Source organism: Candidatus Clostridium helianthi, from assembly GCF_045310795.1.
GTDB lineage: Bacteria > Bacillota > Clostridia > Clostridiales > Clostridiaceae > Clostridium > Clostridium helianthi.
In genome coordinates this window covers 25,247-52,070 of record NZ_JBJIAB010000036.1, presented here as the reverse complement: position 1 = coordinate 52,070, position 26,824 = coordinate 25,247, and the positions used below count along the sequence as shown (strand labels likewise).

Genomic DNA, 26,824 nt, shown 5'->3' with positions numbered 1-26,824 from the left:
CAATTAAAACCACCCCATGCCACTTCCAACAATTGAAGCCATACCAGCAATTGCCCCAATAATTTCTAAAATAGTACATACTAAATACACTTTCTTATCTCTATTATAATAATAAACTGTTCCGCTTTGCCCAATCATTGCGATCAACAAAGCTAACGAAAACACTCTGTAATCTGCAAAAGCTCCGCCTGTTATAAGTTTTTGTATAAAAAGAATTATTGAGAAAATAGCAAATATAATAATCACTGCAAAATAAGAATTCTGATTTGCTGATTTTTGAATATATCGCTCACGTTCATCATTTAATAAGTTTTCTTTTTTGCTTCTTGCTAAAATTTCATCTCTATTCATATATATTCCACCTTTCAGTTTTTTGACAAGTATACTTGGTATTATTATATCATGCCAAGTTTTATTGTCAATATTTTCGCCAAGTTTTCTTTGCATTATGTATAGACCCTCTAGATTACTCTCCATTTACAAATTTCCCATCAAAAACGCAAATTCAAATTCTTGAATAATATGATTTTAAAATTGTTTATTTACTTTTTTATTGATTCGTTATGTAGAACAGTTGTGCATCTCGAACTACAATATCCATGCTCTTATCATATAAACAGAAATAAGCAATAAGTATTCTCACAGTAATTCTAAAATTTTTATTTGGACTGTTCTATTTATATAATTTATTGCGTAAAAAAAGACGCATCAACCGTTGATACGTCTATTAAATCCAAATGTTTTCTATGTTAAAGCATTAAAACTCGTTCTATATGCACCATCATCACCAGTACCAATAACAAATCTATAATCTTTGCCATTAACATTTATATATTCCATAATCTTATTTCCTCTCATTTTATAAACTATACTTGCCTTGCAAAATTTAATAGTGTTACTCAACACTAAACAATACACTTACTTGATTTTATATTATAGTGTTCTAATTACTGACTTAAATCAAATTTCTGAAGTTTACTTGATGTTTTTCCAGTCATATTAAAGATAATACATAGTAAAACTATTAATTGTATTGCCCAATAAATAGCTGAATACATATTAAAGTAATTCAAAAATTCAGGAAAACATATAGATGGAATAAAATCATCAATGCAATGGTATAAAACTGGAATTAGCAAACTTCCCTTTACATGATTATAAATCCATGTGTATATAATGCTTAAAGAAATAGTTTGCAGAAGATATACTATAAAATTATCATATCCTTGAATATGAAATAAAAACATTGGTATATGCCAGCAAGTCCAAATAACTCCAACTATTACACCTGATAGCAATTGGCTATACTTTTCTTGAAGTATTGGCAATACAAAACCTCTCCATCCGAGTTCCTCACCAAGCGGTCCTCCAAAAATTAAGATAACTAATAGACATGCTACTAATGATGATGGATTATCGAGATTGAAACCAAATATTTGATTTTTGATATGTATTTTATAGTCTGCTCCTGCTATAAGACAAATAAAGGATGGTACATAAAATGATGATATTGAATAAAAAAGTATAAAAACATAAAAAAGCGGATTGACCTTCCAGATAGTTAACTTTTTTAAGAATCTTCTTAGCCCTATTCTTCCATAAAGATACTTAATAAAAATTATAGCCATAGCACTCGGTATTAATGAACCAACTATACGAAAAATTGCATTTAACCTCAAACTGTTCGAAGTAAATGAAAGAATCCAAAATATCCACGTAAGGAAGAAAGTACTCATTAAATATACGACTTTTTTGTGTCCATTAATCCTTTCTATAATACTCATTTTCAAGTTCCCCTTCTATAATTTATGTCCATTCGTAATTTTAAAATCAATGCAAGTTAATTATAATGTTGCTCCTGCCAAAAATTAATATAAATATAATATTCATTTTACATTATGCTGTTTAGGTATTCTAGATTCACAAGGTACATCTATCTGACACTTTCCACAGCCATATCTAGGCTTATGTTTTTCCATTGTTTTGTCCAAAAATTCAGAGCATATGATATGATTTTTCCCATTTTCTATGGATATTGCATTAGCTGGACAATTTTCTACACATTTACCGCACATTGAACAATATTCATATATATTTTCGTATTCTCTCTTATCAGGTGATAAATATAATTCTGTAATTATGCTACCAAGTCTTCCTGATATACCTTTCTTTGTTATAAGTCCTTTAGAAAGTCCGAATGTTCCAATTCCGCATACAAAAGCAGCATGTCTTTCAGACCAGTTGCTTGTAAATTTCTCTTCATGATTTGGATGATTAGCATTTGACCAGAATCTTTCATCTAAAGTAGGTACGACACTGTTATATCCTGCATTAATCAATTCAGACTTTAAATGCATACACAACTTATTTAATAAACTCTGACCTTCAATACGTCCATGAAGCCATTCTTCAGAAGGCCATGACATGTTCCTTCTATTTCCTTTTTTAACCGCTTCGCTAAATGGTAAGAAAAATGATATCACAGTTTTTGATTGTGGTAACCACTCTTTTGGAAGCATGAAGTGTTTTCCAATTGCTGATGGTTGTTTCAATAATGTAAAGTACTCATCATCAACAGAACCAAATGCCAGAATTGGAGCATCAAAAATTTTCATTCCTACAACATTTTCTGAAATAGCTATTTCCTTTGTTATATAGTTATCTTGTGAATTCTCAACAAAGTCTTCTGCGTTTTTTATAAAATATTGTTTATCCATCTTTCCCATCCCCCTAATTTATATTACTAATACGCTATTTAGTTTTACTATGTAATCTATTCAAATAAATAACCCATCATCTTTTCAGGATTTTCTAAAAACTTTCTTGTTATCATATAGTTATCAGTCTTTTTATAAGGAGTTTTCGTAATTCCATCATCATCAATAACAAATATATCTGCACCTGGGTACGCCATTAATATTGGTGAATGAGTTGCTATAATAAACTGTGATTTTTTCTTTACTAGTTCATTAATAATAGTAAGCATAGCCATTTGTTTTGTAGGTGATAATGCAGCTTCTGGTTCATCTAAGATATATAATCCATTCCCACTAAAACGATTTGTCATTAGTGCAATGAAGCTTTCACCATGTGACATCTTATGTAATGATGTACCTCCATAACTCTTTATAACAGGAACTCCCTCAGAGCTTTCTAAATCGAGTTTTTCTATTTCTGTGGCTACATTATAAAAACTTTCTGCCCTTAGAAAGAAACCATCACGAGGCCTCTGCACACCTTTAACTACAGTAATATATTTATATAAATCTGAATGTGTTTCTCTTGATGAAAAACAAAAGTTTTTAGTTCCTCCTTCTGCATTAAATCCACTATTAACAGCAATAGCTTCTAGTAATGTTGATTTTCCGCTACCATTTTCACCAACAAAAAATGTTACATTTCTTGATATATCTAAGCTAGTTAAGTTATTAACTACAGGTAACTCTTTAATATAGCTGTCATCTTTATGAATTTCTTTCTTGAGACGTATTTCCTTTATATACACATTATCATATAGCACTCATATATCACCTCATTGTTACTTTCCCATTTCATTGAAACGTACTCCGTATCCCATTAATCCAATAGCCTTTTTAGAGTAATATAGTGAAGAAATTCTTCCTTTTTATCTGAATAAGGATCACTTTCATTAAACTCAAATTTAATTGAAGTCTTTTGCTCCTTATCAATATATGTGACATCATATCCATCACCGCTACCCATAAAATCCGAATAAGTTTTTTTTGCATAATTATCACCATAAGCCTTTAATACATCTGAAAATTTAGACTCTGAGCCTATGCCTCTACTTGTTATAAATTTTGTATTATCTGACTTATTAGGATATCCAACTGATATCCAAGCAACTTCATTATCTTTATCTATTTGGACATATGCATAATACGGATAATTATCAAATTCTAAACCTCTTAATCCATTTTTATTAATATTATCATTTGTCAATTTTCCAAATTTCTCTTCTAAAGCCTGTATATTAACTTGTTCCATTAAGCAAACTCCAACCAAGCTATCATCTTTCAAATTTATACTTTTTGCAAAAAGATATTTCTCTGGAAATAAAATATATGCTATACCAGTTAGAACAGCTATTATACTTGCTATAATTAAATATTTCCTCTTAATTGCATTTCCCCCTTTCGGGTTATTTCCCCAATTAAATTTAGTTCTTTATATAATCTGATGCGTTTTTATGTTCAGATGGATTTGGATGTTTAGAGTTATATATATCTACAACTTGTTTAATCCCATCAGCAGACATATGTGGTATGTATTTTTCAATATATCCCCAATTACCTGTTTTCTGAATGGTATCTATAGCTTTTGCATCTGCTTCATTTGCTGAAATGCCACTTATAGCTTCTGCATTTTGTTGATTATCTTGGCCCATAGTTAAATACACAGCATTATCTTTTTTATTGAATTCAACTTTAAAATGCATATATTCTAACAATTCATCCATTGGCATGTATAATTGAGGTTCTGACTCTCCATCCTTTTCAATAGTAACTAGTGGCTTCTTTAAATCAATTTCTTTACCATTAAAATATACCTTATCATTATTGATAACAGCTGATTTTACGGCTTCTCCTGAAGGCACATTATCATTTTTACCATTAGCAGATTCTGATGTTTTTTCTTCTGATGAGGCCGCAACAGTCTTTTTCTCATTAGTAGTTGCTGATATTCTTCCTATTGCTGCAAAAACTACAGAAACTCCTATTGCTCCAATCGCAAAGCCTATAGTTATACTTTTAATATCAAGTTTTTTCATTTTTCTTCTCCTTATCTGTGATTTTATAATATAGATTAGCCAATTTAAATATTTGACTTATTAAATAAACACATTTGCCAATTTTCTAAAACTTTAATTTTCTATATTCCCAAGGAATAACAAATACTTTCGAAATCAAAATATTTATTATTTCGATAAGTTACCACATAAATATAGTTTTAAAGTTGTATATCTATATAACCTATAAATACTGATATTTCTCTTTATATATCTTTTCTAAATTGCTTTACAAAATAGAAAATCATTATTGCACCTAAAATACATCCAAGTACACCTTCTCCATTTATTTTTATTATATCTCCACTTATCAATCCAGATGTGTTTGTATAAATATCACCGAGCATCAAAGGATTAACCACATTCCACACCGAGTGCAGAAATAATACTGGTAATAAACTCCTTGAAGAATAATAACAATAAGATGAAGGAAAACTATATGTAAAGGCAGCAAATGCTTGGATAAGACATAAGAATAATGGATTACCTATTCCAGTTGCTTTTGCCAAAAGAAAAACAGCAGGAATGTGATACAATCCCCATACTATACCTACTATTATAGTTGCTTTCGTTTTACCATAATCTTTTGTTAATCTGGGAAGTAGATATCCCCTCCATCCATATTCTTCTCCCAAGGCTAAGAATAAACCAACAACTACAGACACTATTAGAATTATAATAGTTTTGAATGTCAATTCCTTATTAACACTAATATTTCCAACACCAGTAAGGTGAGCTATAAATGAGCAAATCCCTATAAAAACAATAGGATAAAAAATTCCAAACAACACTGATTTTAAAGTTGTGTCTTTAAATAAATTTGCTTGATGATCATTTGTAATCTTATTAAAGATAATAGCTAATATTGCAGGAATGAACATGATTAAAGCAAAATCATTTTTACCTATAGTAGGATTAATAAACAACATAATTGTAATAATCCATGTAATTAAAAGAACAGTAATAATATATACTTTTTCAGAATCTTTTCTTATAGAATTCTTAACAGTCATAGTTACCTCTTTTCTACAAAGGATAAGCTTAATATTATTGCTATCAAGTTAACGATAATTAAAATAAATTACCTATATTATTTTTACATTTTTCTTTTAAATTCAAAATATAAAATATTACATAAACATATATCATTCAACTTTCCAGAAAACATCTTCATAATTTACTGCATCAAATTGGTTAGATAATGATCTAGTTCTATTTATATATTGTGTCTTACGCTGATCTTTTACGGAAAATATAAGTTACAAAAAAGCCTCTATCATCATCATTTTCTATATTTTCAATTAGCTCAAAGGATCTCTTTAAATTTTCAAAATCGGTTGGTTGAATAAGATCCTCTTTTCTAATTTTGGAATCAACCTTATGCTTATGCCCAAAACCACAAACAAATAAAATCCCATTATCAGTTATGTGATTTTCCAAGTCTCCAAGCTGCTCCTTACTTAACCTGTAATGATTGATTAAGATATTATCAAATATTCCAATATCCTTTAAAGAATTAGATATACTTAAATCAACTTGCTTTGTATTAACCAAATAATTATTTCTTTTAGCAAATGTCTTAAGCCTATCAAGAGCTTTACTACTAAAATCAATTCCTGTTACTTGGAATCCATTTTCAAGTAAAAACAAAGCATTTCTACCATCTCCACATGCTATATCAAGAACAGATCCTTTTTTGAAATATGTAATATTTTCAGTTACCGATTTTTCTGGATTTAGTGGACTATCACTTCTATTAGCAAATTTATTATCCCAGTATTCTCTATTTCCCATATACTCCATCTTGTTTCCTCCAACAATACATTGCGCAATCATTTGCCATCCTTTATTAATTATAGTATATTTTGTAAGTATTTAACATTTAATTTTCAAAGAAATATTTCTACTTTATATAAAAACTTCATTCTTTTTATATAGAACCTTTCAGTAAAATTTTCATATTCATATGGCACAAATACGTATTCATTTCGGTGGGGTATACGCATAAGTATAGATTGTAGTTGAGTTATCTATAGTATTTATTAAACAAAAAATATCCCAAATTCATCATTAATAATGAATTTGGGATATTTAGACCTGTAGTTTATTTAATTTGACAACTATTATCTTTTCAATTGTTCAGCAAACGACTTTCCTACTGGATCAGCGTCATCTAAACATTCAGGATCTCCTGCAATTAGTCCTGCCTTCTCATGCCAGAACTCGCTAAACATTATATATAGTGATTTAAGCCTATCTATATCGCCACCTTCTGCTAATGTTTTTGCAAGGAAATCAATGGCGAAATACATGGTCTTACTTTCATAATATAGATGCGGATGGGGACCTGGGGCATCTATTACCCATATAATTAAGTTTCCTATCTTTTGCAGACCATAACGGGGAGTTATACCAAGTTCTTTGCAGAATGGAATGAGCTGATCATTAAAGTCTATCTTTGAACGACAATTTATAATAACTAAGTATTTAGAAAGGCTATTTGTATATAAAACATGAGCAAAATCCACACGCCATGCATCTCCATATTCCTTCTCATAGGCAAGATCAATACCGGTACATTCTTTAAAATTGGCAAGTGCACTTGGAAGAAAACGCGTAAGATCAAGTTGTGGATTCGATGCTATTGCAACGCTGCCAGATATTTTTTCAGCAGTAAATAAACCAGATGTTCCTCCTGATGATACTGAATAAAAAATGATATGCTCATTAGGGATGCCTAAGCGTCTTGCCACTCTCATGACAAGCTTTGCCGTGGAGTCACGGTAATCTCGTTCTTTCGTCCCATAAAACCATCCAACAGAAATGTCAGATTCAAAGTACATCGGATCTTCAATACTTAACAAATGTCCTTTCAGAAACGTAGCCCATGACCACTTATGAAAACGTGGAAGTGGACCTTTTGCAATTGTCTTATCATCGCGCATGGTATCGAGCACAACGTAAAGATAGTCGTATTCGCTTGCTTGATAAAAGCATTCAAAATGAGCACCGTCAACCTCTGTATTGAACCTTCCTTCTGGAACTCTATCTAATTTTTCAGAATCAATACGCACACTTTCTCCTGTGATGGCTGATGCATCAGCAGATCGGTATTTCTCACGTCTGCATGCTTCCAGCTTTTCAGCAAAATTTCTCTCGGTGCCATCACTGTTGTACTCGCAGGCTATATTTTCGAGAAATTCTATTGATGGTAGGATGTCGCTATCATAAATTTTCTTATTATGCTCAGCAAAGTATTCTGGATTTTCTTCATCTTTTTTCATAACAATCAGTCCTTTATTTTCTAATCTTAGAGTTTATTAACTTTCTTAATTATAAAGTGAACTATAAACATATTTTATCAGAACACTTGTTCTAAAACAATCAATTTATTCAAAATAAAGTGGCTACGTCATGCTCATTCTTAATCATGCTTTTACAATCTAGTACCCTCGTAACCATTGATATAAATGATTTTAAAAATCGAAAAAATTTATACTAGCCTAGATTAAAAGTAAAGATTTATGCTAAAACATGATTTTCATACACCCATATACCTCATTAAAAAGGAATAATATTTACGCTGGATTATCATGAACAAACCCTATATTTATATTTTTTATTGTGATATGTGAAGTATATCATAAGTTGTTCCCTCTACTGATTTTATCTTACTCAAATCATCTATGAAGAAAAACAAATGATATCTCCATTTATCAGGATTGTAAATAACTATGAACTCACTTTCTTTAATCCTTGGAATATTTCTTTCTATTTCATCTTTAAAATTATTAAGACTTCCCTGAGGTTTTATTTCTCTTTCTATCTCAAATACATATTTACTATCTTTGATTTTATATGTTGTTGTATCAATTAATGGTATCCCTACATTTACTTTCTGCCATCCAAAAGAAGTTATTATATTGTCATAAAATCCATTAAACAAAAATTTATTTAACCCATTACTATCTTTCCAAACATATAAAGGACAATAACTATTTTGCAAATTCTCATTTTTTCCTTTTTCTGTTGTTAGATATAATTTAAACTTTAAATCTTCAAATCCATCTGTTTTATATCCGTTGTTTTTTACTCTATCCTTTATTATACTCATATCATAATCGTTAGGTAATATAATCTTATATTGAGTTGCTATCATTTCTTTTTATCCTCCCTTTTAATTTTAGTTACAACTTTATTTTTGATTCATAAATGAAATTATTGCTCAACTCGTGCCTTTCCTTTTACACTTACAGTTTAACTCCCATTATAAAAATTGTATAATACTTATAAATAATCTTTGATATCACTAATAGTGATGGCAAATTCAAATTAATTTTAACGAAAGGTTTCTATACTATGGAAATTAATGATCTAAGAATATTTCAGATAGTTGCTTATGAAAAATCTATATCAAAAGCTGCTTTAAGACTTGGTTATGCTCAATCAAATATAACTATGCGAATTAAATTACTGGAGAATAAATTAAACACTACTTTATTTATAAGAAACAATAAAGGAACTGTAATTACATCTAATGGAGAAAAATTGCTTAAGTATGCGGATAAAATTCTTGAATTAATTGATGAAGTTAATGATGAGTTTCTTAATCCTAAAACTTCTTCTACTATTAAAATAGGTGCTACTCAGACTATTTCTGCATCTGTTTTACCTAAATTATTTTATTTATTCCATGAGAAAAATCCCGAAGTATCTTTGACCTTGAAAACAGAAACTCAAAAAAATCTTCTAGATATGATTTTAAAGAATGAATTAGATGGGGCTTTTATATCTGATGAAATTACATCCTCAAAAATAAAAAAAGTTATTACATTTAAAGAAAAGCTTGCACTAGTATCTTCTATAAGCATTGATTCCATTAATGATTTACAAACTCCTATAATAGTAAATTCAGATGCCGATTGCCCTTATCGTAAGCTCTTACAAAAATGGTTGAGTTATAACAACTCTAAAGGAGCTGCTATTATTGAATTTGATTCACTTGAATCTATCCTTAGAGGCATAGATGAAGGTCTTGGCATATCTCTTTTGCCCAAAAGTATTTTGCCTAAAAATCATAATTTTTTCATTTATGATCTAAAAAATGGCTTTTCTGAATTAGAAATTAAATTTGTAGTAAGTAAGAATTTAAAAATCAATCCTTTACTTAAAAGTTTTATTAGTGTAACAAATGACTACCTCCTAAATTCTCAGTAATTAATTTTTAACAATATGGTTTGGTCATTACAGGCTTCAAACCCGCATTATTTAAGCATATTCTGAAGAATATATATGGTAATATTCTTCAGAATAAATATTGCTAAGAATATTTATGGTAAACCATATTAGAATACAGTGGTTTTATAAGATTCTATTCTAAATAAACTCACCTACTATAAAATATTTGTGCTACTTTAAATATACTGCCCATAAGTATTTACTAATTTAAAGAAGCATACATTTCTGCTGCTGTATAAAGGTAGTAAGAAAGTCCAATTAACTGATTTTCAAGCATACTTCTATGAAAATCATCATCTAAAAAGAACTTTGTTTGAGCTACAAATGATTTTGCATCTGTGCTATGACCATGCTTATTTAGAAATTCGATATGATTTTTTAATGTTTCCTGTACACTTGTATCATTAGCCTTTACACCATTTTTCAGTGCATCTTTTATGCAGTTCATAAACTGCTGTGCTTCCATAGCTGCCTCATTCATATTATTAACTTGAGCTTCATCTACATCAGGCATATCATATCCATACTTACCTTTAAGGTAGTTTTTCTGATTTGAAAGTGCATCCTTCCATTCCTCTTTGTTGAATCCCTTAAACATTGCTGACTTATTCATAATTTCTCCTCTCTTACCAAGGACAATTGATTCATTTATAGTTTTTAGCAAACGATTAGTTCTCTGCTTGCGCGCAATTAGCAGTTCCTGTTGTTTAACTAAACACTCTAACCGATTCGGCTCATCCTCAAGTGCTTTTTTAATATCACTAAGAGAAAAATCAAGCTCACGATAAAATAATATTTGCTGAAGTCGCTCAAGCTCTTTTTCACCATAAAGACGGTAGCCAGCTTCATTTACCTCATGTGGAAATAGTAATCCTATTTTGTGATAATGATGTAGTGCTTTTACAGTAACTCCTGTAAATTTTGCAACTTCTTTAACCGTGTATAGCATAATTCTTCACCTCGTTTATAATAATAAGACCTCCTGTAAGGTGAGGGTCAAGATTATTTCTAAGCTTTTATTTATTAATATATATGTTGCAATTCACATTTCACATTTCACAATTTACAATTACGGATAAAATTCTTGCAATATTTTTAGACTTATGATTAAGAATTATTTTTGCAATATATATAATTTTTACTGATACAAATAATTTGTGATACATTTTACTAATGAAATATTATAAAATTGTTAAAAGGACTCTTTTCTTCTATTGCATCAGCACTATATCTTACGCAGATATATAAATAAGTACAAGTTCTCTTTATTCTATAGACCAATTTGCTCAATCCAGTTTTTAACCTGCTGTTCACTAAAATTACTCATAGCTTCAAAACCAGGAAGGATTGTTGATTTCTGGCATTCCTTTGCAATATTAATTTGAATTTGCCCAAAACCTCCCCCACCATGAGTACAAAAAGGAATAATAGTCTTTCCCTGCAAATCCACGTTTCTTAAAAAGCTTAGTATTGGTGGAGCAAATGATTTAAACCAATTGGGAGTACCTAAAAAAATGTAATCGTAAGACTTAACTGGTTCTTCTCCAGACAATAATTTTGGACAATATCCATTTTCAATTTCATTCCTTACTTCCTTTGCTGCTGTATTATAATTGAAAGCATAGGACTTTTCAGGAACCAACTCTCTAATATCTCCTCCCGTTTGTTTTGCTATTTCTTCTGCTAACATTCTTGTTGTATTTGAAAAAGAATAAAATGCTACTAATATTTTGCTCATTTTTACCTCCGTAAAGCCTCTAAGCCTTTATATGATATTTTTATATTTCCCTCAATATTTTTACATAATTCAAGAAGATTTTGCAACTTATCTTTATACTTTATCTAACATATACATATTACTATTTCATATTCTCTAATATACTTTGATAAGATGAAATGACTGTATTTTGACATTGCATTTTACTTTATAGCAAATTACATTATTCATCAATATTTTTTGCTAATACAGAAAGTTTACTCAATGTTTTCCAATTGCGCATAGTTGTTGGTACATTTAATTTATGAAGATTATTAGCAAGCTTTGAATTTCTAATACTATTATGGAATAAAAGATATACTTCCCTTCCTATAACTTGATACCTATCACTTTCGTTTCTATAAACGTCTATATACTCAATCTTTTCTTTTAAAGGATTATGTTTCAATAATGCAACATATAAACTCTCTACCTTGGATAATGTCTCTGCTTCTGCTATTTCCTCCTTAGAGAATGGACAATTTAAGATAATCTTTTCTAATTCTGTAGAATTCCTCAAAATGACTTTTGTAGAAATCCCAAAGACTGCTTCAATCTCATTTTCAATTTTATTGCACAGAATATCTTCTGTTTCATCTGATTTGAATACAACATTTCCACTTTGAATATAGGTTTTTACTTCATAAAGACCAATTGATTCAAATACTTGTTTCAAATCTGCCATCTTAATTATATTTTTTCCACCTACATTAATTCCTCTTAACAATGCTATATATACAGTCATATTCTGAGTCCTCCTTAATATGAAAATAAATTATAATAATTTACTATTTTAGATCAATTATAACATAACTCGCGAGTATCACATTACTCAGCTCTCAAGTAACATTATTCTGTTAATTGCCAAGTTAAATCTGCATATTATACAATTAAAAATGTCACACTTTTACATCTGAGTAGTGTGCCATTTCAATAAATCTATATCTTATCTATTTAAATTGAAAATGCTCATAATTAAAATTTATGATATTAAAATTACTATCTTTAAACTGCTTTTTTAAATTTTCTCTCATTGGAGCTGGACCGCAAAAGTAAACATCAACACTATCTTTTGTATTCACAAATTTAGATATTTCGTTTACTGATAAAAATCCCTTTTCTTTTGAATTAAATAAGTGCACTCTTAAATTATTACTGTTTAATAGTTGCAATTCTTCTTTATATGCTCCTTCAGCTTCATTATTGTATGCATAAAAAAGATCTACCGAGAATTCTTCCCCTACACCTGATTGAGCAAAGCTCCTAAAAGGTGTTATTCCAATTCCTCCTGCAATCCATATTTGATTCTTGACACCAGTCTTATAATTAAATTTACCATGAGGTCCTGAGACAACAAATTCATCTCCAACCTTAAGTGTATTTAACAACTCCTTTGTATGATCCCCTAATGCTTTAATAGTGAATTGCAATTCTCCATTCTTAGGTGCTTCACTTATTGTGAATGGATGTGAAACAAACCCATTTTCATTATCTAAAATCTTCAAAAAAGCGAATTGCCCAGGTTTGAATTTTATTTCTTTTCCAATAGAATCACCTGTAATCTCAAAGGTTCCATTAGCTACTATATCTAATTTTTTCACTCTATATTTATACTTAAACGAAATTTTTTCATAAAGGAACACACTATAAATTGCAGATATTATACCTGTGATGTTTATAAGATTTAGCCATATACAGAAAGGTTCCAATGAAAAGACAGCATAAGTTGCACTTCCATAATAGTGATAAATTCCAAATGCATAAGGAATAATCATAAATTTATGAATTGTTTTCCACTTCTCATAATTTAATTTTTTAGCCACAAGGGCGATTAATATAAGTATTATAAATATATACATACTAAACGTTCCATACATAGCATAAGGATCTTTAGGAATTTTTATTCCATTGGCCCTTTCAATTCTTTTCCCCATACTTATTGTTATATTATGAATAACAGCCAAAACTAACGCACAAATACTTAAATACTTATGGTAAATATATGATTTATCTAGTCCATCAAATAAGAAATCTAAAATTTTGTGTCTAGTTGAAATGAAATTAATAAATGCAAATGCTACCAATGCAAATGCAGCTATTAATTGAGAATATCCACTCATTGTAGATATTTCTCTTATAGGTTCAATAAATAACCATAATACCCATGTTATTATCATAATCATAAATATAACTAATTTTCCTGATATACTCCTCATACTTATCTCCTTTCATAACTATCTATATTTATATAAGTTTATTTTCGATAAAGCAAAGCTTTATTCTTGAATAAGAAGAATAAACGCCAATTATAAATGTTACATAGATAATATAATTTATTGTAATTATTGCATTGCAATCCCCAATATATCTATATATACATACAATGCCTGGAATTACTAGAAATGTAGCCGAAACTAACCTACCAGCACTATCGAAAATAAAGGACTTGTCCGACTTTTTAATATTTTTGATATACTTTGATGTTATTATAAATTCAATGAATTTCAAGCATACGAATCCAAAATACCATATAGGCAAAATTTTTATGTTTACTAACGCTATATATGAAATCATAATATAAAACAAATCTGCAAATACATCTAGTTTGGCTCCTATTATCGAAGTTGAACTAGTTTTTCTTGCAATTTTGCCATCTAATAAATCTGAAATACATATTGATAAAAATAAAACGCTCAAATTCACATTTCTTTCCTTCGCATATATAAATTGCTCAATTATATTTTGAATAAATAATACTGATAGTATTATTCTTGCTATTGTAATCAAATTAGGTACATATCTGACTATAATCTTCAAAGAACCCCTCCTCATCTTTCCCTGTTTCAACAGCTCATTTTAAGATAATTAAACAAAAACTTCTAAATTTATCCTATATATTACAAGTGTACAACAAAAACACCTATATTTCTATAGGTGCTCTTAGAATTTACATCCTAGGCTTAATTTATATAATTTTTCTCGCTTAGTATTTACTATTTTCTAGATTTCTCATGCTTAATCTTCATGAATAACATGCTGCCTTTATTTTTTAATGTTATATTGTTTAGGCAAATATATTTTTATTTAAATAATTTTCCTCTCATATGAAAATATAATTCTGGAGTATCTTCTGTAATAACTTTAAATTCATATCCTTTAGATTTATAATACTTTATTATTTGTGGAAGAGCCTTGCATGTGTTTTTGTGCATGTCTGTACAATGCAAAAGTAATATTATGTTTTGGCGATTTTCACTTCCTTTTATTGCTTTTCTATATAAAGTATCTGGCGAAAGCCTTGAATTTAACCCATCCGTATTATCTAAATCCCAATCATATATTTTAAATCCCTCATCATGTAATCTTTTTAAATATTTTTTGTTCAATCTTTTGTTACTTCCACAGGGAAATCTAATTATATTAGGTGAAATTCCAATAGCCTTATTTATTTCATCGCGGCATTTAATCATTTCTTTTATAAATGCGTCTTCACTGCTATAAATTTTCCTTATTTTGTGGGTATATGTATGAAGTCCTATTCCATTTCCTTCATCATAAATTCTTTTTACCACATCTTCTTTTCCTTCAATTTGATTTCCAATTAGAAAAAAAGTTGCATGCACTTTATTTTCCTTTAATACGTCCAAGACACTATTTGTTACTTTGCTACTAGGTCCATCATCAAAAGTTAAATAAATTGTTTTTTTCTTATGCTCACTTATCTTTTCATTTAAAGTAACATCTTCATTGAATACTAAATCACATAAATTAGAATTAATATTTATATTGTCTATAAATATAGTTAGAATAAAAAATATACTTGCCAAAAAAAATAAGATATGTTTTGATTTAATTCTCAATTTGTTTTCCTCCTTTGTAACTTGCCTCATAAATCTAAAGCTTATTTCACTTTATTATTAGCTTCTTGAATCTTTTTATTTATAGCAATTTTATACATCTGTTAATTCTTATATAAAATTATTTAAATAAAAAGATTTTCTGCTTAGAAGCAGCTATAAATCAAAGCTATAGTAGATTTTCATTACATCGGAGCATTAATTTTCAAATAACTTAATTCATTCTTTATAAAATTGTAGGTACTTGAAAATGGGAAGCATTAAGCAATATAAGACAAGAAAATAAACCAAATAAAAAACAGCCCACAGAGGTTACTGTATTTAAATATGAAAACTCTAAAAAGACATACCTAAGTTCTATATTAATTTTTAACGACAGATCTATTATTATATATATACTTGAACATCATTCTAATAACAATTATATACCTTCATTTTTTCTCTGATTCTATATCAATGCCTGCCAATTTCATCAAGTATATAGCATTTCTTGTAGGTGAGATTCCTGCCTTCAGCTTATAATCAAAGTGAATTTCATTATCTGTATAATATTCAGAAAAATGATAGTTTTTAATCTTTGAATTCTTATGATTCTCCATTTTTCCTAATTCTAAATCATGAGTAGATACAAATCCTAAATTTCCAGTTCTGCATAATTGTTTTATTAAGATTGCCGCTCCAGCAAGCCTATCTTTTGAATTAGTTCCTTTAAAAATTTCATCCAATAAAAATAAAACTTGCTTGCCTTCTTTTGAAGCTTCAACAATTTTCTTAATTTTTAATATTTCAGCATAAAATGAAGATATACTTTGTCCTAGATTATCGCTTATCTTCATGCAGGTGTATAAATCCATAATATTACAATAAAATTCATCTGCACATACAGGAGCACCAGCGTATGCCAATACAATGTTAATACCAATAGTTCTCATAAAAGTACTTTTACCAGACATATTAGAGCCTGTTATAAGTATAACCTGATATGGATCTTCTACATTTAAGTTATTGCATACACGTTTATCTCCTAAAAGAGGATGACCAATATTTTTAGCTAAAATCTTTGATGATCCATTTATAATTTTGGGCATGCTCCAATAGGGATTATCATATTTAACGCAAGCAATACTACTTAGCGCTTCTAACTCTCCAATTGTATCTAGCCACTTTTTAAAATCATCTCCTGATTTTATCCTCCACAATTCAAGTGAAATAGACAGATGATATTCTATCATAAGAATTGGATTTAAAATAAGATATATAATATTACGTCTATTAGCTATTAATTCGCAGATTTTAGAAAATGAGTCAATTTGCTTAGATGCACTTTCTCCATCAGTATTATAAAGTTTTTCACATAAATTCATAATATACTTTGAATTAAATTTATGCCCTTCTACATACTTAATCATATTTTTATATGTTACTATGCTATTTTTGTATTTCTCAGCAATAATTAAATTTTTTCTTCTATCATCTTTTTTTATCATTAAAATGATACATTGAATAAAAATCAAAAAAGTAGGAATGTAAAATGGAACTAAATTAAATATTTTGGGCACAAATATATGAATATCTAACAGAAACGTTAGTAAAAAATCCATTATTTTAAGTATCAATATTAAGGTAGTTATTGTAGTTATTATTGAAAGAATTCTTAATCCCCAAATCGCTTCTTTTTTTATTACAAAGTTACTTCTTTCTTTCATCCATAAAAAAAGTTCATCTGGATTTTGTTTATTGTTTGAAATTATTTCTCCCTCTACCTCAAGCCTTTGCCTAAAATTTATTTTTGGGGCCAGTTCTTTGACAGCTGATTGCCTATTGTATATATTTTGATCATTTTTAGGTTTTTCTGTTAAGATTTCTTTAAGTTTTTGTCTTCCAATGTAAGTATGTGATGCATTCATCCATTGGAATAATGATCCTTTACCAAAAATATCAAGATCGTATGAATAATTATGGTTTTTATCTATAAAATCTTCACCATCATCCTCAAAGTATTTCCACTCCCCAGTTAATCTTTTTATAGATGTATCATTTACGTCATATAATGCATTAATATACAACTTCTTATTTTTAATTACTTGATACAAAGCACCTAAATAACAAAATAAAAGAACTGTTATTAAAATTCCAAAATAAAATAAGTAACAGTTGTTCTTTATATATGATATTATTAAAATTGCAAATCCAAGTAAAAACATACAAAATCGTAATATACTTATATTATTAAGATTCTTTTGCTGCCTTTTGAGTAATAGAAAATAGCGAGATTTTCTTTTTTCATATTTTTCTTTTTGTGATATCACTCCTACTCCCCCTCTTAGGATTAAACACCTTTTAATGACTATTCTTCTTTAATAATTTTGATACGCTTCTTTATATTGAATTGATTGGGTATGGAATTTAGCAATTTATCTTCTCTTCCAGTAAATTGTATTTTCTATAAAATATCGGCGCATCTATTTGATTATTTTTACCGCAGTCATATACATTTTTACATACATATAATAAATCATTTATATTATTATGAAGCGTCATAATTCTACGAGTCAGCTGATTATTTTTAAACATTCTTTTCATAACTATTCCTGCTAATTTTGAAGGCATTTTATAGGCAAATAATTCATTATTATAATTTTTTAGATTTACATTTCTAGATGAAATTATTTTTACAGTTTCCCTTATAGTTAATATTGTTTCTGATAAAATTTTAGAGGAATCCATCAGTTTTTCTGCTGCCTCAGTTGTATTTTTTATATCGCCATATTCTCCAGCGTTTGTTATAACTGCTGCATTTATCGCCATGTGAATCCAAATCCACTCTAGCATATCAAAAGGTATTTCAGCTTTAATATGGCAATCAGATAACAATTCCAATAACTTATCATAATTTTTAATATTTGTTTTTTCTTTGCTTTCAAGCATAATATGATCAAATATACAGCAATTTAGTTCATGATCACTTATATTTCCACCTGCTACTGGATAACCAAGTATGAACTTCCATCCTTTAAATAAATTTTCAATATAATTTTTATCTTCCCATATTCCGTTGAAAATTATCAAAGTACCATTAATGCCATTCTCTTTTAATGTTTTTATTACGCCTTCGATTTTTCCAGCTGGAACACTCACTAATATGAAATCATAAGAACTGTTTTTATTTGCAATATGGATCTTATAATTATCATTTTTTTCTTCGCCTTTATTGTTAAATCTTCCATCTAATAACTTAACATTTATATTTTCAGCTACAAATGCTTTTTTGCTGTCTCTTGTTAAATGCTCTACTTTGTGCCCCTCTTTTTGAAAAACATATCCATAAGTTGTTCCAATTACTCCAAGCCCTATTATTAAAACTTTCATTTTTACACCTCTAAATCTCCATTTATATTCCAGTTAATTGTAACATATTTTGTAAATACTATCCTTTTATGTTTTCAAAAATCATTATTTTAATTCCATAAATCTTATGGAGTTACATAGTAAGCGTTCAATAAATCTATAATTTACTATACAAAAAAAATCGCAAATTCAATTTTCTTGAATAATGCGATTTTAGAATTTATTAAATCATACTCTTTTTTTGTAATATTGTTTTTAGGCTATAATTGTGAAATGGTAAATGGATTCACAAAAAGTAAATAACCATTTGACCTCGAAAGTTTATCCATCTTTTTTATTATTTCGCCAGCTTTATCTCCAACAGTAGTTCTTTCAAGAAAAATCACTCGGCAGATCCCACTGACTACATGTTTTAAAACAACCTGAGGAATTTGATTTTTGCTCAATTCATTTTCTCCATTTAATATAATTTCATCAATAATTTTATTTTTAGGTTCATATATTTCTTTAAACTCTTTTAATAAGATTTTTGCCTGCTCATCTATCTTTATTTTTTCCTTCTTCATTAATAGTCACCTCATTGCCTTTAAAAACATATTCTAGATTATTATTTTCACGTAATAATTTACTAGTATGACTCAATTATAGCACAAATTGTAAATACCAATCATTAAATTTTCCTTAATCTATTTTTACTAATTACTCCATAAAATCTGAATATTACTTAGTTATAATATTTTATTAACTTCACTATCTATTAGAAATATTATAAACAATCTTTCTCATAATATTTAATAAATTTTCTCTTTCTTCATAAGTATCTAAAGAAATCATTATTTTTCCATAAACCTCTTCTTCAAATTTTATATGCTCCTCTTGCGCTTTTTTCCCTTCTTCCGTAAGCTCTAATTTATAAGATCTTCTATCTCTTTTACTAATAGATCTACTTATAAGATTACGCTTTTCTAGTCTATCGATCATGTTAGTCAATGTACTTTTAGGAATATTCAATATTTCTAAAATATCTCTAATAATAACTTCTTCTTTCTCAGAAATAATTCTAATTATGGATATTTCGTTATCACTAAGTCCTTTTATTCTAGTATATTTAGCTTCAATATCTTTATAGCTTGATTCAAATAACATACGATGCCATAATATATTAAATTCATCTATTTGCTTTTTACATTCTTTATCCATATTGTCACTCCAATCTATTAATGATTATTTTCTTATCTTAGCGCTAATTGAAAAACTCTTATAATTAATCTTTTTAAAATCAAATGACTCAAATCCGCATTTTACTAAAAGTGCCTTAATTTCTTTTTCAGAATATAGTTTATAATCACCATTATTAGATATCTTACAATATAAATTTATAAATTGTCTACAAATTGCTGGTGCTGTTGGATCTCCTATAATTAATAATCCAGAATTCTTTAGTACTCTTTTCATCTCTAATAAAACTTTTTCTGGGCTTGGATAATGATGAAAGGATGCATTACATACAATTACATCAAAAGAATTATCTTCCCAAGGAATATACTCCGAATCACCAACTTTTAGTTCAGCTTTATCCCCAAGATTTTTCTTAGCTATCTCAATCATATTTTCTGAGATATCTACTCCATATAAACCAAACTTATAGTTGGCGCTAAGTTTTATTAATACATTACCTGTCCCACATCCAACATCTAATATTTTTTTAGGATTTGCGCTTATTACCCTACTAACAATCTCATCATACATTGGAGCTACAAACTTGCCATCACTACTTTCAGCATAAACTTCAGCTGTCCTATTAAAGTTTATTCTCGAATTTTCCTTAAACATGTTTTTATTATTACCTTCCACATAAATCACTCCCCATAATAATAGTTCTATTTTAGTATAGTTCCATATGCGAACTATACTTAGATACTACTACTGCCAAAAGTAAAATACAACCATTTTTTATATATTTTCCTGTAAATGCAAAATATATTAATTTGTATCATGATTAACATTACATATTCCACAATTCTAAATTACGGCCAAAATCCTTGCAATATTTTTAGAATTATGATAAAAAATTATTTTTGTAACATATATAAATACAAGAATATTATTAATTCTTTAGTTGAATTTCACTACTTTTGCTACATATTACTAAATCAATGATTTTCCTTATATTTAGGCATCAAAAAATCACTAGACATTGCCTAGTGATTTTTTAATTATATAAATGCTGTATTAAATTATTAGTTAACATTTTCATTTTTATTTAACAATGCACGATATATTAAATAATACGGTAACAAAAAGCTTAATATACTATTTTAAATATTCAGTAACAAAATCAGTAAAAAGAATACCTTCTAAATGGTCAATTTCATGACAAAAACATTTTGCTAAATCTCCTGTGCCTGTTAGTATTATTTCTTTACCATTTTCATCTAATGCTTGAACTGTCACTTTTTCTGGTCTTAATAATCTTCCAAATACATGTGGATTACTTAAACATCCTTCTATAACTTCTTGACTTCCTTCTTGTTTAATAATCTTTGGATTGACTAATTTTATTAGACCTTGTCCCATATCTATTACAACTAATCTTTTAAGTATTCCTATCTGCGGCGCCGCTAAGCCCCCTCCATTTTCTGTATTATACATGGTTTCCGCCATATCATCTAGAATTTTCCTGATCTTTTCGTCTACCACTTCAACTTCTTTACTTTTCTTTCTTAAAACTTCATCACCAAATAATCTAATTTCCCTTAATGCCATTTAAACTACACCTCTACTTAATTGTGCTCTTGATTTTCTTTCACTTTGTTCAAAAAGAAACACTTCCTCTATTGCACAATGAAATATTTGAGAAATATCATAAGCTAGCCATATAGATGGCTCATATTTTTCTGTTTCAATAGAGTTTATTGCTTGTCTTGATACTCCTACAAGAGCTCCCAATTGTTCCTGAGTTAATCCAATAGCTTCACGAAATTCTTTTAGTTTATTTTTCATTAACAACCACTCCTGTCATGTCTACCTTACATAAAAGTATATTCCACTTTAAATTTAATGTCAAGTTAACATTACATGATGTGTGTCTTTAGTTCCAACTTTTCAAATTCAGTATTATTCATTATACTGTCCAAGTGGCATTGCACTATAAATTTATTAAGCTAAATTTTCTCCATCCTTAAATGCTCTTAAAGATAACTCATCAAACATTGCTAAATCAGGATTATGACTAGTTCCACAGTAATGAATGCTATCCTCTAACTTCCAGCCTAATTCTTCTAACATATTATTCGCAAATTTAACGCCTTCTGCGCCTATCTTAGGATCAGGATTCCCTTGAGTAAATATTGTTATTAACTTTTTACCTGGATATTTTGCCTTATAATCATTTCCAATCATTGGGAATGTACGATCAAACCAAACTTTTGCTTGTCCTGTAATTGTATAATAATATATTGGAGAACCAAATACGATAGCATCTGCTTCCTTAATTGCATCATACATTGGCTTCAAATAATCATTAACTGCACAACCATCATGAGTACGACAATACATACATCCTTGACATCCACGGATTCCAGAATCATTTAAATCAAATTCAATAACCTCAGCACCTTTAGACTTAGCTCCTTTTGCAACTTGTTCTAATAATTTTGCAGTATATCCATTCTTTCTTGGACTGCCTTTAAAAATAACTACCTTTGACATATCTTATCTCTCCTTTTAAATATAAAATTCTCTAAATTCAATCAATTATCTATTGACTGACTTTATTATATTAAGTAACATATAAATCAACAAGTACGCAAAAAATGTTTAGCTACTAATATTTATATAAGTAATGGAGGTTGCTTTTATGGAAAATTGTTCTATTGAATATGCTTTAAAAATTATAAATGGAAAATGGAAATTATTAATCATTTGGGTTATATCTCAAAATGGAATTGTTCGCTTTAATGAACTACAGCGAAAAGTTGATGGCATATCCAGTCTTATGCTCTCAAAAAACTTAAAAGAACTTGAAGAAGATGCTCTGATTATTCGCCATCAATACAATGAAATTCCACCAAGAGTAGAATATGAATTATCAGAACTTAGTCAAAAACTCATAGTTGCTTTACAATATCTTGGAGAATGGGGCGAAGAAGTTCATAAATATAAAGAAACATCTGTATAATTAATAATCAAAAGTTTTCTTCAACCATGAATAATATACTTATACTAATTCATAGCTACATGCTTTTTTAAAGTTTCGCAGAAAAAAATCGCATATTCATATTTTTTTGAACAATGCGATTTTCTGCTTATTTTATACCATGATCCTATTAAATTTTCCTAATAAATTTTATGAAGGTTACTAAATAATCTAATAAGATAATTATTAAAATTATATGTATCTGAAATAAATTCTATAATCATCTTTACAGTGCTACCTTTGACATATCTACCAGTTCTTTGGAGTTTGAGGTAATCTCTTCTAAAGTAGCCGTTATCTCTTCAGTAGCTGCTGCTTGTGATTCCGCTATCATGTTTGTATTGCTAATCTCCTTAATAACTTCATCAATAGAATTTCTCATTTCAAGAAGCAATTGTGATACTTTTTTTGACGATTCACTGCTCATCTGCGAAAGTTTTCTCATCTCACCTGCAACAACCGAAAAACCTCTTCCTGCCTCACCTGCCCTTGCAGCCTCAATAGCTGCATTTAAAGCTAGAAGATTAGATTGAGAAGAAACACTGGTAATAAGATTTAATATAGTATCCGTTTCCTTTATTTTTTCTTCCGTTTTTTGTGTTGCATTTACAATATTATTCATTGAAAATGAAAGTCTTTGAGAATCAGTAGCCACTTCCTCAATACTTGCACTTGTCTGTTGCAGTGAGCTAAAAATGTTCTCTGCTACTTCTTCTACTTTAAACTGTTTATTTAAACTTCTCCCAATTCCAACTCCACCAATAACATTTCCACTTGAATCCTTAATTGGATATGAAATTCCCTTAAATGATACTCCAAATATTTCTTTGGGCACTATCACACTGTGTACCTTACCTTCTTTTATACTTTTATATAAAGGTTCCTCAGGAGTTAATTCTTGTCCAACTTTAATAGGCAAGTTAATAGAATCACCATCACGATAATATATAAATTTCTTAGTATCTGCTACTGCAACTGCTATATCATCTTGTAATATTTCTTTTAATTCAGGAATAACCTCTAAAAATGCCTCAAGTCTATTTTCCATATATACATCCTCCAATAAATCCAATCTATTATAGATATATATTCGATAAATCTTTCTATATTCCTTGTTTTTTTGCGTTGATTTTGAAAATATATCATTTTATTTTTTAGTATTATTTAATTTGAAATTAATAATTCTTTTGAAAAGAGATTTTTTTAGCTTTCTCCTTTAAATCCATACTGTACTTATTATTTGAGTAATTATAGATTTTCTTTATTATGAGTAAATGTTTATCATACCGAAGTCTTAGAATTCTCAAATCATTCCAAAACCTTTTAAAGTTCTAATATAAAAAAACTTCAGATTACTATTGATATCACTCCATTAAAAGGTATGTAAAATGTTAGAAGTGAAGCTCTTTGAGAAAGAACCTCACTTCTTATTTTTTTCATATAAACTTTTGTTTAATTGTAAAACTAAGACATAGCTTTTAGGGATTTAGTTCTATTTTAGAATTTCGTAGTATTTTGCATATAAAAATCACAAAAGCATTTTCTTAAATTTTAAATTTTTGAACTATAAGGTTAAGTTTTTCAGCTAATTCTGCTTGACCTTGTGCTGCTTTGTTAACCTCTTGAATACCGGTATTTGTTTCATCTATACTAGCTAATATTTCTTCAGAGCTTGCAGCGGACTCCTCAGCAGTAGCTGATACATTCTGAATAACTATATTCACCTGCTCTATGGTTTCTGACATCTGTTTTGCTGCAGAAGCTATTCCTGAAGCCATTTCATTAATATACTCTGAATCTTTTTCATACTGTAATCCAGTTTCAGAAAGCAGCATATAACTTGGTTTAACATTACTTAGCATAAATTCTAGCATATCATGCCCGCTTTGTGTAAGATTATCAAATGCGCTCTGCACTTGAACTACCATATTCTGAATGTTTCCAACTGCTTGAGTTGACTGTTCAGCAAGTTTTCTTACTTCATCTGCAACTACTGCAAATCCTTTGCCCTGCTCACCAGCTCTTGCAGCTTCTATAGCTGCATTTAATGCAAGAAGGTTTGTCTGTTCAGCTATGCTTGCAATTGAATCAGCCATAACCTTTACATCTTCAACAACTTTTCCTTCTTCAATAGCCTTAGTTATATTTGTCTGTTGTTTTTCGTATATCGAGTTGCTTACGCTTATTTCATTTTCTGCTTTATTTTTAATACTTTTAGCTCTGCTCGTTATTTCTTTTGAGGACTCTTTAGCACCATCTGCGCTTTCTGCAAGTTTCATTGTTGTAGACCCAATTTCTTCTGCAGATGCAGATACTTCTTCAGTAGTTGCACTCAAATCCTGGTTTCCTCTTGCTATTTGATTTATAGATTCTGTGACTATTTCCATCTTAGATGAAATTTCCTCAGTTGTAGCAGATAATTCTTCACTTGTAGCACTCAAATCACTAGAACTATTTATTATTTCAGAAATTAACATCCTAATTTTATCTCCAGCTAAATTCAGGGATTTTGCTAGCATTCCAATTTCATCTCTACTATCTATATGTATTTTATTTGTTAAATCTCCCTCACCAATTGCTTCTGCAAATACTACTACTTTTTTTAATTGATTCGAAATTATTCCAGAGATTAGCCATCCAAATATGATAGCAAGAAGAAGCCCAAGGACTGTTATTATGTTTATCGTATATAATGAAACTTTAAAAGTAGCATTATTTTCATTATAAGCATCGTCAGCTTCTCTTAGATTTATATCTATTAACTTATCCAAACTAGCAAATGCTTGTTTTCTAGCTTCTGTTACAGCATTAAATTTTGCATCAGCTTCTTCATAATTTTTTTCCATTGCAAATTTAATCACAACATCACGAGCTACCTTATATGCTTCAAAATCCTTTTCAAATTTTGAGAAAATTTCTTTCTCTTCCTTTGATGTAAATGATTTTTCGTATTCTTCTATTAATTTCGTATTAGAACCATTTAAAGTGTCTATCTCTTTAAGAATTGAATCTTTCTGTTCTTCCTTACGCTGATATACAAGCTTTAGCAAATCAGCACGTATGCCTGCAGTGTTCTTCTCAATGTCTGTTAAATTCTTTATAGTTTTTAAATCATTATCATGCATACTCATTGCATTAGAATTAATTTTGCTAAGATTCACTATCCCAATAGCCCCAACAACACCAATAAATAATGCAATCAATACAAAACAGGAAATAAGCTTCTGCCTTGTTTTAAGATTATTAAACCATTTTCTCATTCCAATCTCCTCCATTTTTTCATCTATCATTCCTTATTATATAATATATTTATATTTTCCTCCATCTTTTTTACCATTTTTTCGTCATTATACAACTAATCAAAACGTTATCAAACAATTATAATCATTTTATCACCTATTAATTAGTACTTTTTTTAAGAAAGTACAAGTAAGAATATAATAAAATTTAAAATTATAACTTATCAGTTTAAAGTGCATCCTATATTTTTGCTATTCTCAATCATTTATAACAAACATAAAAAGTAAATACCATACTATTTGATTTTCAAATAACACATTTTTTATTTACTACGGTAAACCTACGCATTGTACTTCACATTTGCCATTATTCTGACA

Annotated in this window: 28 protein-coding genes; 2 read left to right on the top strand and 26 right to left on the bottom strand. The window is 28.7% G+C overall.

Features of this window, described 5'->3' with window-relative positions:
- Window positions 1-3 precede the first annotated feature (3 nt).
- The 10 genes from ACJDTP_RS21190 to ACJDTP_RS21145 form a co-directional block, all read right to left on the bottom strand.
- Complete coding sequence (locus ACJDTP_RS21190; protein WP_173714038.1) at window positions 4-477, bottom strand: DUF6442 family protein; 474 nt, start codon at window positions 475-477, stop codon at window positions 4-6.
- A 470-nt stretch (window positions 478-947) separates the two neighbouring features.
- The gene (locus ACJDTP_RS21185) at window positions 948-1,784 is read right to left on the bottom strand and encodes a CPBP family intramembrane glutamic endopeptidase (protein ID WP_406762366.1); all 837 of its coding nucleotides are present in this window, start codon (window positions 1,782-1,784) and stop codon (window positions 948-950) included.
- A gap of 102 nt (window positions 1,785-1,886) precedes the next feature.
- The gene (locus ACJDTP_RS21180) at window positions 1,887-2,717 is read right to left on the bottom strand and encodes a 4Fe-4S binding protein (protein WP_406762365.1); all 831 of its coding nucleotides are present in this window, start codon (window positions 2,715-2,717) and stop codon (window positions 1,887-1,889) included.
- A 56-nt stretch (window positions 2,718-2,773) separates the two neighbouring features.
- Window positions 2,774-3,520, bottom strand: a complete 747-nt coding sequence (locus tag ACJDTP_RS21175) for an AAA family ATPase (RefSeq protein WP_406762364.1) — start codon at window positions 3,518-3,520, stop codon at window positions 2,774-2,776.
- Between the two features lie 56 nt (window positions 3,521-3,576).
- Window positions 3,577-4,008 carry a hypothetical protein gene (locus ACJDTP_RS21170; protein ID WP_406762363.1) on the bottom strand — a complete coding sequence of 144 codons (432 nt, stop codon included), beginning with the start codon at window positions 4,006-4,008 and terminating at the stop codon, window positions 3,577-3,579.
- Window positions 4,009-4,180: 172 nt separating this feature from the next.
- Window positions 4,181-4,792 (bottom strand): hypothetical protein, encoded by a 612-nt coding sequence (locus ACJDTP_RS21165; RefSeq protein WP_406762362.1) that lies wholly within the window; start codon window positions 4,790-4,792, stop codon window positions 4,181-4,183.
- A gap of 224 nt (window positions 4,793-5,016) precedes the next feature.
- Entirely contained in the window at window positions 5,017-5,823 is an 807-nt protein-coding gene (locus tag ACJDTP_RS21160) for a CPBP family glutamic-type intramembrane protease (protein WP_406762361.1), read from the bottom strand.
- 217 nt (window positions 5,824-6,040) lie between these two features.
- Window positions 6,041-6,613, bottom strand: a complete 573-nt coding sequence (locus ACJDTP_RS21155; RefSeq protein ID WP_406762360.1) for a class I SAM-dependent methyltransferase — start codon at window positions 6,611-6,613, stop codon at window positions 6,041-6,043.
- Window positions 6,614-6,933: 320 nt separating this feature from the next.
- Complete coding sequence (locus tag ACJDTP_RS21150; RefSeq protein ID WP_406762359.1) at window positions 6,934-8,094, bottom strand: hypothetical protein; 1,161 nt, start codon at window positions 8,092-8,094, stop codon at window positions 6,934-6,936.
- Window positions 8,095-8,429: 335 nt separating this feature from the next.
- Window positions 8,430-8,969: a DUF4865 family protein gene (locus tag ACJDTP_RS21145; protein ID WP_406762358.1), complete on the bottom strand. Its 540-nt coding sequence runs from the start codon at window positions 8,967-8,969 to the stop codon at window positions 8,430-8,432.
- A 200-nt stretch (window positions 8,970-9,169) separates the two neighbouring features.
- Here ACJDTP_RS21145 and ACJDTP_RS21140 point away from each other — a divergent pair, with 200 nt between their 5' ends.
- Entirely contained in the window at window positions 9,170-10,027 is an 858-nt protein-coding gene (locus ACJDTP_RS21140; RefSeq protein WP_406762357.1) for a LysR family transcriptional regulator, read from the top strand.
- 223 nt (window positions 10,028-10,250) lie between these two features.
- Here the strand turns inward: ACJDTP_RS21140 and ACJDTP_RS21135 are convergent, their stop codons facing one another.
- From ACJDTP_RS21135 to ACJDTP_RS21070, 14 genes are all read right to left on the bottom strand, one after another.
- Window positions 10,251-10,997 (bottom strand): MerR family transcriptional regulator, encoded by a 747-nt coding sequence (locus ACJDTP_RS21135; RefSeq protein WP_406762356.1) that lies wholly within the window; start codon window positions 10,995-10,997, stop codon window positions 10,251-10,253.
- A gap of 321 nt (window positions 10,998-11,318) precedes the next feature.
- Window positions 11,319-11,786 (bottom strand): flavodoxin, encoded by a 468-nt coding sequence (locus tag ACJDTP_RS21130; protein WP_173709994.1) that lies wholly within the window; start codon window positions 11,784-11,786, stop codon window positions 11,319-11,321.
- Window positions 11,787-11,988: 202 nt separating this feature from the next.
- The gene (locus ACJDTP_RS21125; RefSeq protein ID WP_406762355.1) at window positions 11,989-12,549 is read right to left on the bottom strand and encodes a DUF1697 domain-containing protein; all 561 of its coding nucleotides are present in this window, start codon (window positions 12,547-12,549) and stop codon (window positions 11,989-11,991) included.
- A 205-nt stretch (window positions 12,550-12,754) separates the two neighbouring features.
- Window positions 12,755-14,020 (bottom strand): ferredoxin reductase family protein, encoded by a 1,266-nt coding sequence (locus ACJDTP_RS21120; RefSeq protein ID WP_406762354.1) that lies wholly within the window; start codon window positions 14,018-14,020, stop codon window positions 12,755-12,757.
- Window positions 14,021-14,048: 28 nt separating this feature from the next.
- Window positions 14,049-14,621 carry a CDP-alcohol phosphatidyltransferase family protein gene (locus ACJDTP_RS21115; protein ID WP_406762353.1) on the bottom strand — a complete coding sequence of 191 codons (573 nt, stop codon included), beginning with the start codon at window positions 14,619-14,621 and terminating at the stop codon, window positions 14,049-14,051.
- A 263-nt stretch (window positions 14,622-14,884) separates the two neighbouring features.
- Window positions 14,885-15,664 carry a polysaccharide deacetylase family protein gene (locus tag ACJDTP_RS21110; protein WP_078116656.1) on the bottom strand — a complete coding sequence of 260 codons (780 nt, stop codon included), beginning with the start codon at window positions 15,662-15,664 and terminating at the stop codon, window positions 14,885-14,887.
- A gap of 428 nt (window positions 15,665-16,092) precedes the next feature.
- Window positions 16,093-17,970, bottom strand: a complete 1,878-nt coding sequence (locus tag ACJDTP_RS21105; protein ID WP_406762352.1) for a MutS-related protein — start codon at window positions 17,968-17,970, stop codon at window positions 16,093-16,095.
- Between the two features lie 97 nt (window positions 17,971-18,067).
- Window positions 18,068-19,030, bottom strand: a complete 963-nt coding sequence (locus ACJDTP_RS21100; protein ID WP_406762351.1) for a ketopantoate reductase family protein — start codon at window positions 19,028-19,030, stop codon at window positions 18,068-18,070.
- Between the two features lie 239 nt (window positions 19,031-19,269).
- Window positions 19,270-19,575: a hypothetical protein gene (locus tag ACJDTP_RS21095; protein ID WP_168983189.1), complete on the bottom strand. Its 306-nt coding sequence runs from the start codon at window positions 19,573-19,575 to the stop codon at window positions 19,270-19,272.
- A gap of 184 nt (window positions 19,576-19,759) precedes the next feature.
- A complete protein-coding gene (locus tag ACJDTP_RS21090; RefSeq protein WP_077843985.1) occupies window positions 19,760-20,209 on the bottom strand; it encodes a MarR family winged helix-turn-helix transcriptional regulator in 450 nt (149 codons plus the stop codon).
- A 24-nt stretch (window positions 20,210-20,233) separates the two neighbouring features.
- Window positions 20,234-20,863, bottom strand: a complete 630-nt coding sequence (locus tag ACJDTP_RS21085) for a class I SAM-dependent methyltransferase (RefSeq protein WP_406762350.1) — start codon at window positions 20,861-20,863, stop codon at window positions 20,234-20,236.
- 459 nt (window positions 20,864-21,322) lie between these two features.
- Window positions 21,323-21,775 carry a peptide deformylase gene (gene def, locus ACJDTP_RS21080; RefSeq protein WP_406762349.1) on the bottom strand — a complete coding sequence of 151 codons (453 nt, stop codon included), beginning with the start codon at window positions 21,773-21,775 and terminating at the stop codon, window positions 21,323-21,325.
- Entirely contained in the window at window positions 21,776-22,012 is a 237-nt protein-coding gene (locus ACJDTP_RS21075) for a helix-turn-helix transcriptional regulator (protein WP_041898271.1), read from the bottom strand.
- Between the two features lie 156 nt (window positions 22,013-22,168).
- Window positions 22,169-22,720 carry a flavodoxin family protein gene (locus ACJDTP_RS21070; protein ID WP_406762348.1) on the bottom strand — a complete coding sequence of 184 codons (552 nt, stop codon included), beginning with the start codon at window positions 22,718-22,720 and terminating at the stop codon, window positions 22,169-22,171.
- 148 nt (window positions 22,721-22,868) lie between these two features.
- Between ACJDTP_RS21070 and ACJDTP_RS21065 the strand changes: the two genes are divergently transcribed.
- Window positions 22,869-23,189: a winged helix-turn-helix transcriptional regulator gene (locus tag ACJDTP_RS21065; RefSeq protein WP_077843988.1), complete on the top strand. Its 321-nt coding sequence runs from the start codon at window positions 22,869-22,871 to the stop codon at window positions 23,187-23,189.
- Between the two features lie 244 nt (window positions 23,190-23,433).
- On the opposite strand, the gene ACJDTP_RS21060 is transcribed toward ACJDTP_RS21065, so the two are convergent.
- A complete protein-coding gene (locus tag ACJDTP_RS21060; RefSeq protein ID WP_406762347.1) occupies window positions 23,434-24,255 on the bottom strand; it encodes a methyl-accepting chemotaxis protein in 822 nt (273 codons plus the stop codon).
- A gap of 496 nt (window positions 24,256-24,751) precedes the next feature.
- Window positions 24,752-26,467 carry a methyl-accepting chemotaxis protein gene (locus ACJDTP_RS21055; RefSeq protein ID WP_103697788.1) on the bottom strand — a complete coding sequence of 572 codons (1,716 nt, stop codon included), beginning with the start codon at window positions 26,465-26,467 and terminating at the stop codon, window positions 24,752-24,754.
- Window positions 26,468-26,824 lie beyond the last annotated feature (357 nt).